Here is a 13,850-nt window from a genome sequence, read left to right on the forward strand (position 1 = left end):
CAGCGCCGCCACGCCGCCCTCGAGGGCGGCCACGCGCTGCTCCACCGCGTCCTGGGTGGGGTTCATGATGCGGGTGTAGATGTTGCCCGGCTCGGCCAGGCCGAACAGCGCCGCGGCGTGATCGGTGTCGCGGAAGGCGTACGAGGTCGTCTGGTAGATCGGCAGGGCGCGTGCGCCCGTGGCCGGATCGGGGGCCTGCCCGGCGTGCACCTGCTTGGTCTCGAAGGACCAGTTCGCGGGATCGAGGTTGGCAGCGGGCGCGGTCGAGTCACTCATGATTACTGCTCCAGGAAGAATCGCCGTATACGGCGGAAGGCTTGGGTTATCGGAAGGCGAATTGGCTTCGACAACAACACATCTCGGTGCCTCCTACAGTGCGCTTGCGCTCGGCCTTCGAGCGCCCGGTCTTCACCCGGAGCACCCCACCGCAGCTGGAGGGTTGCCGATCAGCGAGCCGGGGCTTGGCGCTGATGCTCTTGACCTGTTTCGGGATTCTAACGGTGCTCGGCCGCGATGTCGGCAATGGGGTTACCCACAGTCGGAACGGCGCAAATACGGACGAACTCGTGATAGGCGGTGACCACCGCGTCGGCCATGGCGCGCGCGGAGTCGGCGAGCACGCCCTCGAAACTGCCGACCTCTGCCTCGCACTCCACGCCCGCGCGCATGATGGCGTGCCAGGTGCCGGTGATCAGCCGCACCGGCAGTGCGTCCGGGTCGGTGCCGAGCCGCTCGCCGAGCACGGTCGAGGTCTCGCGCATCTTGTAGTCCGCGGCGTCGAGGCTGCGGGCGCGCACGGCGGGGGAGTGCCTGATGATGTTCTGCATCTGCTGGAACCAGCGGAACGGCAGCGGTTCGTCGCGGTCGATGATGCCCTCGATCATCTCCAGGTAGCTGTTCAGTAGCGCCTGCAGCTCGTTCCCGGTGATCGGCTGGCGGCGCAGGTTGTCCGCCAGCGTGCCGCCGAAGTCCTCGATCGGCGCTATGACGATGTCTTCCTTGCTGTCGAAATACCTGTTCACCGTGCGCGGGGAGACGTCGGCGGCGTCGGCGATCTGTTCCACGGTGGTGGTGTCGAAGCCGTGCTCGTCGCACAGGCGCAGCGCCACGTCGATGACCCGGGTGCGGGTCTGCTGCTTCTTGCGCTCGCGCAGGCCGGTGCGGGCGGTCGGCGATGACGGCTCGAACATGCCCCGATGGTAGCGCGGACCGGAGAATTCGTGTCCATGGACGCCAACTGTCGCAGTCAGACATTTTTCTCTTGACGCCAATTGTCGGGGAGTGCCACGATGGGCTCGGCTGTTCGGAGCAATCGAGGAGTAGGCATGACCGGCGGGACGGCAACGCTCGAACCTGACGAAATATCAAGTGAGACAAAAAATTCCGCACGATGGTGGGCTCTCGGCGTCATCGCCGTCGCACAGCTGATCGTGGTGCTCGACGCCACCATCGTCACGATTTCGCTGCCCTTCGCCCAGCAGGACCTGGGCATCAGCGACGGCAACAAACAGTGGGTCCTGACCGCCTACACGCTGATCTTCGGCGGACTCCTGCTGCTCGGCGGGCGGCTGGCGGACTATCTCGGCCGCCGGCGCGTCTTCATCGCCGGCCTGGTTGGTTTCGCACTGGCCTCCGCTCTGGCAGGGCTCGCGCAGAACGGCGCACAGCTGTTCGCCGGACGCGGTCTGCAGGGCGCGTTCGCGGCGCTGCTCGCCCCGGCGGCGCTGTCCCTGGTGTCGGTGACCTTCACCGAGGCCAAGGAGCGGGCCAAGGCGTTCGGCGTCTTCGCCGGGGTCTCGGCGGGCGGCGCGGCCATCGGTCTCATCGCGGGCGGCGCGCTGACCGAATACGCCAGCTGGCGCTGGTGCCTGCTGGTGAACACCCCGATCGCACTGCTCGCCGTGCTGGGCGCGCTCGCCTTCGTGGTCCGGGACGTACCCGCCCCGCGGACCGGCGGATACGACCTGCCGGGCGCGATCACCGGCACCCTCGGCCTGATCGCGGTGGTGTACGGCTTCAGCCGCGCCGCCGAGGACGGCTGGCTGGCGGCCTCGACCCTCGGGCTGCTCGCCGGCGGCGCGGTGCTGCTGGCGCTGTTCGTCGTCATCGAATATCGCAGCTCGAATCCGCTGCTGCCGCTGCGTATTCCGGGTGAGATCAATCGCGGCGGGTCGTTCCTCGTGGCGCTGCTGATACCTATCGCCATGTTCGCCATGTTCCTGAACCTGAGCTTCTACATGCAGATGACCCTGGGGTACTCCGCGCTGAAGACCGGTTTCGCGTTCATGCCGTTCCCGCTGGGCATCACCATCTCCGCGGGCATCACCAGCGTGCTGCTGCCCAAGCTCGGGCCGCGCCCGCTCATGCTCGCCGGTGCGGTGCTCGGGGCGGCCGGGCTCGTCTACATGGCGCAACTGGACTTCGGTTCCAGCTACGCCGCGCTCGTGCTGCCCGCGATGACGCTGATCGCGCTCGGCATGGGCCCGCTGTTCGTCTGCATGCAGACCACCGCGCTGCACCAGGTCGACGACGAGGATTCCGGTGTGGCCAGTGCGCTGCTCAACGCCGCGCAGCAGGTCGGCGGGTCCATCGGCGTCGCGCTGCTCACCACGATCGCGGTGCAGGCCGCGGAGCGGTACGCCACCGACAATCCGACGGTCGACAATCTGGCGGCGCGGGCCGCGATCCACAGCTACGACGTGGCCTTCTACCTGGGCGCGGTGTTCTTCGTGATCGCGATCCCGGTGATCGCCTTCATGATTCGGGACAAGCCGTCGAGCCTGCTCGAGGGGTCGGAAAACCCGGTGCACGTGGGCGTCTGAGGTCGGCGCCGGCCCGGGCGGCCGGTGGGAACGGGTGCCTCGCCCCCGTCACGGATCGCGCCGTGGCGGGGGCGAGGCCGCGGCGGCTCACGGCGTGACGGGCGCGCCGGGGCCGGGATCTCTTATGGCACCGAGCGTTTCGGGTGCGTCGGAACAGGCCGTCGATAGTGAACTTCCTCCGCACGCTGGGCGTCCACGCTCCGTGGTGACCGGAGGGTTCGCGATCCGGGCCCGCGGAATCCGTGGTGGGTGGTGCCGAACAGCGAATGCCGTCGTGGCGGGTGTCTCCGTGGGCCTGCCGGGTGCGAGGGGGCGGGGCCGCAAGTCGATGGCAAGTCGTGGTCAACAGGCGCGGCTCATGGTGGGCGCATGAGCATCACCACTGAACTACCGGCGGACGGCAGCGACTTCCGCTGGCGGGCATACGCATTGATCGGGGGCGGTGTGCTGTTCGCGATCGGCAACGCACTGCACCCGCTGCGGCACTCCGAGGAGGCCGAGCAGGCGGCGACCTGGGTCGCGGCGCACGTGAGCTTCAGCGCGGGCGCGGTCCTCATGGCCGCCGGGCTGCCGCTGGTGACCGCGGCCTGGCACTCGCTCGGGCGGCCGGGCATCGCGAGACTGGCCGCTGTCATCCGCGCGCTGCTGTATGCCGGTCTGGCCGTGGCCATTCCGGTCGGGGGCTATCACGAGGCGTTCGTGGCGCCCCGGCTGTCCCATCACGAACAGCACGCCATCGAGACCGCGGCCATGCCGGTGAACGGGCCGCTCGCGGCCTGCTTCCTCGTCGGCTTCCTGCTGCTGGCGGGCTGCGCGTTCGCGGCGCCGAACACTCTGCTCACCCGCCCCGCGGCGGCGGTGCTCGTGGTGTCGGTGCTGGTGATGGGCGCGGCCGAAGGGCTGCCGGGCGCGGAGGGGTTGTGGATCATTCCCGGCACGATCGCGGTGGGCCTCGTCGTGGCGTTCGCCGGGGTGCGGGCGTTGCGGGAGACGCGTGCGAGCACGCCGCGGGCAGCGATGAGTTCCTGAGTGAGGGTGCCGGTTCCGTGGGGGAATCGACCTCGAGCTTGAAGCCGTTGGGGTTGCGAAATCGGCTGGGCGCGCGATGCTTCAGCCGTGGTGATCGTGGAACTGCTCGGGGCGCTGGGTGTCCGGGTGGACGGGCGGCCCGCGGTGTTGCGCGGGCCGATGCAGGCTGCGGTGCTGGCGCGGCTGGTGGCGGCGGGCGGGGAGGTCGTGTCGGCCGACCGGCTGATCGACGATCTGTGGGCGGGCGCGCCGCCGCCCAAGGCGGCCGGGTCGTTGCAGGCGCACATCTCGCACCTGCGGCGCGCGCTCGAACCCGAACGTCCCGCCCGGTCGCCCGCCCGCGTCGTGGTGTCGCGCGCGCCCGGCTACGCGCTCCAGCTGCCCGCCGCCGCGGTCGACGTCTGGCACTTCGAGCGACTGTTCGCCGACGCGGCGGGCCACACGGACCCAGACGCCCGCCACCGTCTCCTGGACACCGCGCTCGCCCTGTGGCGCGGCCCGGCCTACGCCGCCTGCGCCGATGCCGCCTGGGCTGCCGCCGAGATCACCCGCGTCACCGATATGCGCTGGACCGCAATGGAACAGCGCGCCCAGGCGGCCCTGGACCTGGGCCGCCCCGGCGACGTAGCCGCCACCCTGCCCCGCCTGCTCCACGAACAACCCGGCCGCGAGGAAGCCGTCCGCCTGCTGGCCCTGGCCCACTACCGCCTGGGCCGTCAACTCGAGGCCCTGGCCGTCCTGCGCCGCGCCCGCACCACCCTCCACACCGATTTCGGCATAGACCCCGGCCCGCCCCTGCGCGCCCTCGAGTCGGCGATCCTGGCCCACGATCCGTCCCTGCTGCCGCAGTCGGCACCCCGGATGCCTGCGGGCCCGGCTCGAGGGACGGCCGACCCCGCCGCACCGCCGACCATCCGCGGGGCTTCGAGTCTGCCCGGGCTCGAACCGGTTTTGGATCCCGTCGTGGCTCGCCCGGAGCCGCATCCCGCTACACCGCTCGGTGCCCCCGCGCCTCCGGGACCCGCCACCGCGCAGTCGCCGGTGCCCGGACAGCTGTCGATCCCCGTCCTTCCGGAGCAGGGAGCCGCGACCACGCCGGGCCGCGCAGTCCAACCGGGATCGGAATACTCCACCCCGCAGGCACGGGATCTCAGAATCCCGCACGCGATCGAGGCGCCGAGCGCCGAGTCGACCTCGGTCACCGCTGCGGAGTCGCCAGGTCCGCCCGGGACGTTTTCCGAAACCATCGACCCGCCGAACCGGTCGGCGTCGCCGTCCACTTCCTCGAATTCCCGCGCCGGCTCGGCGGACTCCACCGCGTCGATCGGAGACCGCCCACGCGTGCACCCGGGTGCGATGGTCGGCTACGCCGCACAGCGCGCCGTCCTGCACGCCGCCGCCCGCGAAGCGGCCCGGGGTGGAGCGCGGCTGGTCTGGATCGAAGGTGAAGCGGGAGCGGGCAAGTCGACCCTCGTCGGTTCGGTCATCGGCGACCTGTCCGAGTCGGGCTGGCGGGTGGCGGTTGGCAGCTGCCCGGAGGTCGACGGCGCACCGGCCGGCTGGGCCTGGCAGCAGATCCACGACGAGTTGTCCTATGTGGCAGCCGAGTTGGAGTCGACGAGGCCGACGCTCGTCACAGCTGTGTGGGCTCGCGGGGAGGCGATCGGTCTGTCGTATCCGGCTCCGGAGGTCGCCGGCGAGACCTCCGACCCAGCCGTGGAACAGGCCGCTGTTCCGGAAAGAGGTGTCCCGAGCGTCGCATCGGATGCGGGCGTCGGTCGACCCACCTCGAGTGGTGAGCCGGAGCGCACTCGCGCGGATCGAAACATCGCAGGCGCGGTTCGAGATTCGGGATCTCGTTCGCTGGGCGGCGGAATCGACTCGAATCGCGGGGCGGCCGGGGACACCGCGTTCGGACTGGCTCGGACGGTGGCGGGGCGGTGTGCGTGGTGGGGGCGGCGGCAGCCGGTCGTCGTCGTGGTGGAGGACGTACATCGGGCGGACGGGGCGACCCTGCAGATGTTGCGGCAGGTGGTGGCCTGGACGGCGGGGACGCCGGTGTTGTTCGCGGTCACGGTGCGGGGGTCGGAGGTGCGGGACGAGATACGGGCCACCTCGGCGGCATTGGCGGCGGTGACCGTGGGGCGGTGTGAGCTGGGCGGGTTGGACGCCGGGTCGGTGCGGGCGGTCGCGGAGGGGGCGGGGCTGACCGGGATGGACGAGGACACCGTGCGGCTGGTGTGCGCGCGGACCGGGGGCAACCCGCTGTTCGTGGTCGAGCTGGCGAAACTCGCGGCGGCGGAGGGGGATCTGCTGGGGGTGCCGCCGGGGGTGCGGGATGTGTTGCACCGCAGGATCGCCCGGCTGCCGGACGCGGCGGCGCGGATGTTGCGGCTGCTGGCGGTGTGGGGCGAGGCCGCCGAGTTCGGCGTGCTGCCGCTGCTGCTCGACGAGAACGAGGACGCGCTGGTCGATCTGGTGGACACGGTCGTGGCGGCGGGACTGCTGCGCACCGAGGGCCGTCGAATCCGCTTCGGGCACGCGCTGATTCGCGATGCGGTCTACTCCGGGATTCCGGCGTTGCGGCGCGCCCGGATGCACGGGGACGCGCTGCGGGTGGCGGCGCGGGCGGCGGCGCCCGATGTGCACGCGCTCGCCCATCACGCGCTGGCGGGCGGCGACGCCGTGCGTCCCGAAGCCGCGCTCGGCCACGTGGTGACCGCTGCCCGGCACAGCGCTGCCCGCCGAGCCTTCGCCGAGGCCGCGCCGCTGTGGCAGGCCGCCCTGGAACTGCACGCCCTCGCAGGTCATCCCGAGGACGGCTCCGATCGGGCCGCCGGGATCGCCATCCTGGAGGCCCGCTGCGAGCTGGTCGGCGCACTGGCCCACGGCGGCAACGACGCGGCCGCCCGGTCCCTGCGTCACCGGGCTCTCACCCTGGCGGAGTTCCTCGACGAAAGCCCTTCCAGGACAACGGAATCGGTGCTCGACCTGCCGGACACCACGGTCGGCGCTTCCCGTGGCGATCGCCCGGATGCCCACGCCGTGGCTCGCGCTCGGCTCGGTAGGTCCGAGAGATCGTTCGGGCCCCGGTTGTCGGGGGAGCCGCGCAAGCCGAGTGAGTCCGCCGGGGATCCGTCCGCGCCGAGTGAGCCCGCAGGGCCATCCGAGCCCTCGTTGTCGGGGGTGCCGCGCGTCGAGACCGCGCGCGGGTCGTCCGATCCCTGCCGGTCGCCGTCACCCGCGGACTGGGAGCCGGTATCCCCGGTGCTCGGCGGGACCACGCCGCCGATCATCGCGGCGCACCTGGACCGCATCCGCGAGCGAGCCGACGCCACGCACCTCGCGCCGGACCCCGCCCGCGACCCGCTCGCGTGCGCGCTCGGCTCGTGGCGGGCGCCGGTGATCTGGGAGACCCGGGACAAGCGGCTGCCCGACGCCCGGATGATCGACGCACTGCGGACCGCGCTGGCCCGGGACCTGACGCCGGGCGACCGGGTGCGGCTGCTGACGGCGCTGGTGTTCGAGGTCGAGGGCGACGACGACCCACTCGCCCGGGCCGCCGCGGCCGAGGCGGTGCTCACCGCGCGGGCGCTGGGCGACGCCGAATCGCTGTGTGCCGCAATCAATGCCAGGGCCTTCCTCGCGCTCGGGCCGGAGCTGTGGGACGAGCGGGAATCGCTGACCGCCGAACTGCTCGCCGTCTCGACGGCCGCCGGACTGGTCGAGTTCCAGGCGGTGGCGCACTTCCTGGCCTGCCTCATCGCCTGCGGGTCGAACGATCTCCTGCGGGCCCGCGCCGAAGTGGAACGCGGGCTGGAGTGCGCGACCGGCGGCCAGCTGAACCAGATGCTGACGGTGCTCTCGCTGTTCTCGGCGGTACTCGCCGTCCTGCACGGCGACCTGGACACCGCCGAACGCGTCTACGCCGAACGCAGCGCGGAGATGATCGCCTCGGGCACCGCGAACGGCCCCGAACTGCTGCTCGTCTCCGGGATGATGCTCGGCTGGGCGCGCGGTGATCTGTCGGCGCTGGCCGAACCCCTGGCCCGCGTGTACGAGGTCGCCCCGCACGCCATGGTGTACCCCTACGTGGCGGCCCTGCTCGACGCGGGCGATGCCGACCGGGCTCGGACGGTGTTCGACGCGGCGGCCCCGGTCAAGCGCGACCACTACTGGTCGGTCATGGCGAGCTTCCGCGCGCGGGCCGCCCTCGGGCTGGGCGACGGCGCCGCGATCGCGGAGTGCTACCGCGACATGCTGCCGCGCGCGGGCACGATGGCGGGCCTGGATACCGGTTCGGTGGTGTACGGCCCCGTGGACGCCATGCTGGCCGAACTGGCGACCGCACTCGGCGACAGCTCCGCCGCCGCGTCGCATCGCACGCGAGCGGCCGACGTGGCGGCCGCCGTCGCGGCGCAGCTCGCCCTGATGCCCCCGCCCGGGCGTTGAGCGCGATCCGCCAGTGGCGTTGCCGACTCACCGGCGGCGTGCGTCGCCGGTGGAGTCACGGCGTGACGGCTCGGCCGCGCTGCCCGGTCCGGCCGCGCCGAGCAGCCGACCCGCGCCCGCTGTTCGACGCTTCCGGCGGATGAGCGGCGGAACGCCCGAACCCGCGGTGATACCGATTCACGCGGGACGTGACGTGGCTCCTACTCGCCGGTAACTGAGGGCGCGGTCCCGCACAGCGGGGGCTGCCCGCGCGGTGAGGTTCCCACCAGCAGTACGCTCGTATTGCTTGGCGCTCCGGAATGCGGACCTGGTACCAGAGGCCCCGTAGGAAACGCCGGGCATATACGTTGTTTGTTGAACAGCCGGGGTCCCCGCTCACAAGCGTGCTCACCTGGCCGTGCAATGGGAGCACCACCTTCCTAGGAGGACACGAAGTCCATGTCCAAGATCAAGGTTGAAGGGACTGTCGTCGAGCTCGATGGCGACGAGATGACCCGGATCATCTGGCAGTTCATCAAGGACAAGCTGATCATCCCGTATCTCGATGTGAACCTCGAGTACTACGACCTCGGCATCGAGTACCGCGACAAGACCGATGATCAGGTCACCGTCGACGCGGCCAACGCCATCAAGAAACACGGCGTCGGCGTGAAGTGCGCGACCATCACCCCGGATGAGGCCCGCGTCGAGGAGTTCGACCTCAAGAAGATGTGGCGGTCGCCGAACGGCACCATCCGCAACATTCTGGGCGGCACCATCTTCCGTGCGCCGATCATCATCTCCAACGTGCCGCGTCTGGTTCCGGGCTGGACCAAGCCGATCATCATCGGCCGCCACGCCTTCGGCGATCAGTACCGCGCCACCGATTTCAAGGTGCACCAGGCGGGCACCGTCACCCTGACCTTCACGCCCGAGGACGGCTCCGAGCCGATCCAGCACGAGGTCGTGCGCATGCCGGAAGACGGCGGCGTGATCATGGGTATGTACAACTTCCAGGAGTCCATCCGGGACTTCGCGCGGGCCTCGCTGAACTACGGTCTGCAGCAGAACTACCCGGTGTACCTCTCCACGAAGAACACCATCCTCAAGGCCTACGACGGCATGTTCAAGGACACCTTCGAAGAGGTGTACCAGAACGAGTTCAAGGACGAGTTCGACGCTCAGGGCCTGACCTACGAGCACCGGCTCATCGACGACATGGTCGCCTCCGCGCTCAAGTGGGAGGGCGGCTACGTCTGGGCCTGCAAGAACTACGACGGCGACGTGCAGTCCGACACCGTGGCGCAGGGCTTCGGCTCGCTGGGCCTGATGACCTCGGTGCTGCTCACCCCGGACGGCCGTACCTGTGAGGCCGAGGCCGCGCACGGCACGGTCACCCGGCACTACCGCCAGCACCAGCAGGGCAAGCCCACCTCCACGAACCCGATCGCCTCGATCTTCGCGTGGACCCGTGGCCTGGCTCATCGCGGCAAGCTGGACGGCACCCCCGAGGTCGTCGGCTTCGCGCAGACCCTCGAGGACGTCGTCATCAAGTCCGTCGAGGACGGCCAGATGACCAAGGATCTCGCGCTGCTCGTCGGCGGCGACCAGGGCTACCTGACCACCGAGGAGTTCCTCGGCGTGCTGGACGCCAACCTGGCCCGCACCCTGCGCTAGGCCGCACCGGGAAGAGGTGACATCTCCGGATTCGGCGGTTGCCGGGGTACGGGGCGTAAGATTCCCGGGCGCCCGGAATTCTCCGGAAGGCCCGGGGCGCAAGACTTTCGGAACGCGAGGGATCACCTCGCCGGACGGGAGCAGGACGTCATCGATGTCCGAGTAGAAGTCGCGCCGGCGTGAACAGCGGCGCAGCGGCGAAACGATGGCGGCCGGGACCGATCGTCCCGGCCGGAACCATCGCGCCGAACATCCGGGCACCTGCCTCCGCGAATACGCGGAACAGCGGGTGCCCGAACTGTTTTCGGCGTCCGGACCACGGCGATACCCGCGATTCCGTTGCGGGTGATAAGAACTGGGCATGGGTAAGGTTCGCGCACTGCCGCCGCGGTATCGGCTGTGGATTCGGCTGGGGTGGGTGCTCGCGGTGGCATCGCTGGGGATGACCGTGCTGTGTTTCGTCCTGGCGGCGCGGGCGGACGACCGCAGGTGCGGGCCCGACGAACGCGGGGATTGCCTGACGAGTGCGGACGCGGCCCAGGTGCCGCTGATTCTCGGCGGCGGCTTCGTGCTGGTCACCGTGCTCGCGCTCGCCGGGGTGCTGGGCCTGCGCAAGACGCTCGTCGCCGCGGCCGCCGCGCAGGGCAGACGATAATGGCGAGATTTATCTGTTACTTGCGGTAGCGCACACATGGTCCGTGTGCCAGGCTGAAGCGGTATTGCCGGAGCGCTGGAGGTGCAGGTCAATGGGGACCGACGTAGCCGTTCGTATGTCGGAATTTCGCCGGGGTGAGCTGGTATTCCCGGTCATCGACTCGGGGCCGCTGGACGGCGAACCCGTCCTGCTGCTGCACGGGTGGCCGCAGGACTCGCGGAGCTGGGACGCGGTCGCGCCGCTGCTGCACGCGGCGGGGTACCGGACCTTCGCGCCGGACCTGCGGGGCTCGGTGGCCAGCGCGGCGCCGCGCTGGCGGTGGCAGTACCGGCTCGGGGAGCTCGCGGGGGACGTCGCGGCCATGATCGAGCAGATCGGGCGGCCGGTGCACCTGGTCGGGCACGACTGGGGCGCGGCGCTGGCCTGGGTCGTCGCCGGATCCGGACAGGGCGGCCTGAAATCCATGGCGGCGCTGTCGATTCCGCATCCGGGAGCGTTCGCGCGCGCGGTGCTCACCAGCCGCCAGGTGGTGGCGTCCTGGTACATGTACGCCTTCCAGGTGCCGCTGCTGCCCGAATTGACCCTGCGCACCGGCATTTTCCGCCGGATCCTGGGTGACCTGGGCCAGACCGACGAACACATCCGGCGCGATTCGGACCGCGTGCGCGACCGTGCGATCGCCCGCGGCGGCCTGCACTGGTACCGCGCGATGCTGCTGTCCTCCCCGCGCGTACTCACCGCCCGGGTCGCGGTCCCGACCCTGCAGATCTGGAGCAGCGGGGACCAAGCGGTGCTGGAGAGCGGAGTGCGGCTCACCGAGCGGTTCGTGGACGGCCCGTTCCGGCTCGAGATCCTGCCCGGCGTCTCGCACTGGATCCCGGAGGAAGCGCCAGAGGACACCGCACGGCTGCTCGTGGAGCATTTCGAGTCGGCCGGCGCCGCCGCGCGCTGAGGCACTGTTCGGTGCCCGCTGCGGTACCGGGCCGTGCCCGTCGTGCCGCAGCCGGTGACTATCGTCCCGAGACGCCCCGTGCTGTCGTCCGGGCCACGCCGTACCCGATCGCGTCGCGCCGGCCGGGCGTTCATGTGCCTGATCGCCACGGGTGAGTGGGCTCACGCCGAAAGCGGGATGGGGGAGATGCGCCGGGGTGTTGCGCACGTTCATGGCTAACTCTGTGCCCGGCGGGGATGTGGCGGTCGAGACGGCGGTGGCCGCTGCGCCCGAGACGGCGGTGGCCGCTGCACCGGAGAGCGAGCGGCGATGGCCGATCGCGGCGATCCTCGCGCTCGCGCTGGGCGGATTCGGGATCGGGACCACCGAGTTCGTCACGATGGGTTTGCTGCCCGATATCGCCGGCGCCATGGACGTCTCCGAACCGGTTGCGGGGCATGTGGTTTCCGCCTACGCACTGGGCGTGGTCGTCGGTGCCCCGGTGATCGCGGCCATGGCCGCGCGGGTCGATCGCAAGAAGCTGCTCATCTGGCTCATGGTGGCGTTCACCGTGGGAAACGTGGCCACCGTGCTCGCCCCGAGCTTCGCGACGCTGACCGCGGCACGCTTCGTTTCGGGCCTGCCACACGGCGCCTATTTCGGCGTCGCGTCGCTGGCCGCGGCCTCCCTGGCGCCGGTGGGCCAAAGGGCCAAGGCGGTAGCGGCGGTTATGCTGGGTTTGAGCGCCGCCAATGTTGTCGGCGTTCCCAGCGCCACTTGGCTCGGTCAGCATCTGGGCTGGCGGGACGCCTTCGTGGTCGTCGCCATCATCGGTTCGGCCACCGTCGCCGCTATTTCTCGTTTCGTGCCGCACTTGCACGGGATTCGCCTTACCGACCCGCGGACCGAGCTGGGTGCGCTGCGGCGTCCGCAGGTGCTGCTCACCCTGCTGGTGGGCGCGGTCGGCTTCGGCGGCATGTTCGCGGTCTACACCTACATCACCACCACACTCACCGATGTCGCCGGTATGCGGGTCGGCCTGGTGCCCATCGTGCTCATGCTCTTCGGGCTCGGCATGGTGGCGGGCAACATCCTGGGCGGCGTGTTCGCCGATCGCGGCGTCGACCGCGCGATTCTCGGCGGCCTGATCTTCATGGTGCTCATCCTGGCGGGTTTCGTTGCGGCCGCGCACAATCCGTTCACGGCGGCGGCCGGAGCCTTCTTCGTCGGCGCCTCCGGCGCGGCGCTCGCCCCGGCCCTGCAGACCCGGCTCATGGACGTCGCGCACGATGCCCAGACCCTGGCCGCCGCGCTCAATCACGCGGCCCTCAATATCGCCAACGCGGCGGGGGCGTGGCTGGGCGGCCTGGTGATCGCGGCCGGCTTCGGCTACACCGCCCCGGCCGTCGTGGGCACGCTGCTGGCCGTCGCGGGCGTGCTGCTGTTCAGCGTCACCCTGTGGGTCGCGCGCCGGAGCGCCTGACCGGGAGCGGTCTCGTTTACATACACTCTTGTATGTAAGTGTACGATCCAGGGATGACCACGACCGCGGCGCCGAAGCAACCTCGCCGGACCCAGGAGCAGCGCAGCAGCGAGATGCGGGTGCGGCTGCTGGACGCGACGATCGAGTGTCTGGTCGAGTTCGGGTACGCGGGCACCACCACGCCGCGGGTCGCCGAGCGGGCGGGCGTGACCCGCGGGGCCATGGTCCACCACTTCGGATCCAAGACCGATCTGGTGGTCGCGGCCATCAGTCATCTGGCCCAGCGCCGCACCGAGGCCGCCATGCTGGAGATCGGGCGCATCAAGGACGGCGCGGATTCCATCGCCACCATGCTGGATTTCCTGTGGGAGCTGCACCAGGGCCCGCTGTTCATCGCGGCCATGGAGCTGTGGGTGGCCGGGCGCACCGATCCGGTGCTGGCCCGGGAGATGGGCAAGGTCGAGCCGTTCGTGAACAACGCGGTGCTCATGGCCCTGTCCCGGTACGTGCCGGATGAGGTGTACCGCAAGGATGCTCGCGATTTCCTCTACACCGCCATGGACGCCCTGCGCGGCATTCTGGTGTCGAGCTTCATCGAGCCGGATCCGGCGCGGGCGCTGCGGCGCTGGCGGCGCGCCTCGGCGCATCTGCGTGTGATCGCGGCGGCGTCGCTGCCGGGTCTGGTCATCGCCGACTGACCTCCGGCCGGCCACGGCCTTTCTCGCGGCGCCCGGGCGAACGGCCCGGGCGCTGTTCATTTGCTCATGCATCCCGGAATGTATGTATTCACATTCCGGCGCTGACGCGCGCCCATGATCTGCT

At 70.6% G+C, this 13,850-nt stretch carries 10 protein-coding genes and 1 riboswitch; of the genes, 8 read left to right on the forward strand and 2 right to left on the reverse strand.

Annotated features, from left to right (window positions below; all coding sequences use genetic code 11):
• Positions 1-276, reverse strand: a 276-nt coding sequence (locus tag ACWDOP_RS38085) for a PLP-dependent transferase (protein ID WP_456348956.1), incomplete at its 3' end; no start/stop codon positions are given.
• A 95-nt stretch (positions 277-371) separates the two neighbouring features.
• A riboswitch (SAM riboswitch) is annotated at positions 372-482 on the reverse strand.
• Between the two features lie 12 nt (positions 483-494).
• A complete protein-coding gene (locus tag ACWDOP_RS38090) occupies positions 495-1,190 on the reverse strand; it encodes a TetR/AcrR family transcriptional regulator (protein ID WP_456348957.1) in 696 nt (231 codons plus the stop codon).
• A 135-nt stretch (positions 1,191-1,325) separates the two neighbouring features.
• Between ACWDOP_RS38090 and ACWDOP_RS38095 the strand changes: the two genes are divergently transcribed.
• The 8 genes from ACWDOP_RS38095 (at position 1,326) to ACWDOP_RS38130 (ending at position 13,726) form a co-directional block, all read left to right on the forward strand.
• Entirely contained in the window at positions 1,326-2,822 is a 1,497-nt protein-coding gene (locus ACWDOP_RS38095) for an MFS transporter (RefSeq protein ID WP_456348958.1), read from the forward strand.
• Positions 2,823-3,191: 369 nt separating this feature from the next.
• Positions 3,192-3,851, forward strand: coding sequence for a hypothetical protein (locus ACWDOP_RS38100; RefSeq protein ID WP_456348959.1), 660 nt, complete (start codon positions 3,192-3,194; stop codon positions 3,849-3,851).
• Between the two features lie 87 nt (positions 3,852-3,938).
• A complete protein-coding gene (locus ACWDOP_RS38105; RefSeq protein WP_456348960.1) occupies positions 3,939-8,303 on the forward strand; it encodes a BTAD domain-containing putative transcriptional regulator in 4,365 nt (1,454 codons plus the stop codon).
• Between the two features lie 438 nt (positions 8,304-8,741).
• Positions 8,742-9,959 (forward strand): NADP-dependent isocitrate dehydrogenase, encoded by a 1,218-nt coding sequence (locus ACWDOP_RS38110; RefSeq protein ID WP_454202416.1) that lies wholly within the window; start codon positions 8,742-8,744, stop codon positions 9,957-9,959.
• 361 nt (positions 9,960-10,320) lie between these two features.
• Positions 10,321-10,614 carry a hypothetical protein gene (locus ACWDOP_RS38115; RefSeq protein ID WP_456348961.1) on the forward strand — a complete coding sequence of 98 codons (294 nt, stop codon included), beginning with the start codon at positions 10,321-10,323 and terminating at the stop codon, positions 10,612-10,614.
• 91 nt (positions 10,615-10,705) lie between these two features.
• Complete coding sequence (locus tag ACWDOP_RS38120; protein WP_456348962.1) at positions 10,706-11,566, forward strand: alpha/beta fold hydrolase; 861 nt, start codon at positions 10,706-10,708, stop codon at positions 11,564-11,566.
• 211 nt (positions 11,567-11,777) lie between these two features.
• The gene (locus tag ACWDOP_RS38125; RefSeq protein WP_456348963.1) at positions 11,778-13,028 is read left to right on the forward strand and encodes an MFS transporter; all 1,251 of its coding nucleotides are present in this window, start codon (positions 11,778-11,780) and stop codon (positions 13,026-13,028) included.
• A gap of 53 nt (positions 13,029-13,081) precedes the next feature.
• On the forward strand, positions 13,082-13,726 hold the full coding sequence (locus ACWDOP_RS38130; RefSeq protein WP_454202420.1) for a TetR/AcrR family transcriptional regulator: 645 nt from the start codon (positions 13,082-13,084) through the stop codon (positions 13,724-13,726).
• Positions 13,727-13,850 lie beyond the last annotated feature (124 nt).

Source organism: Nocardia sp. NPDC003693, from assembly GCF_053981095.1.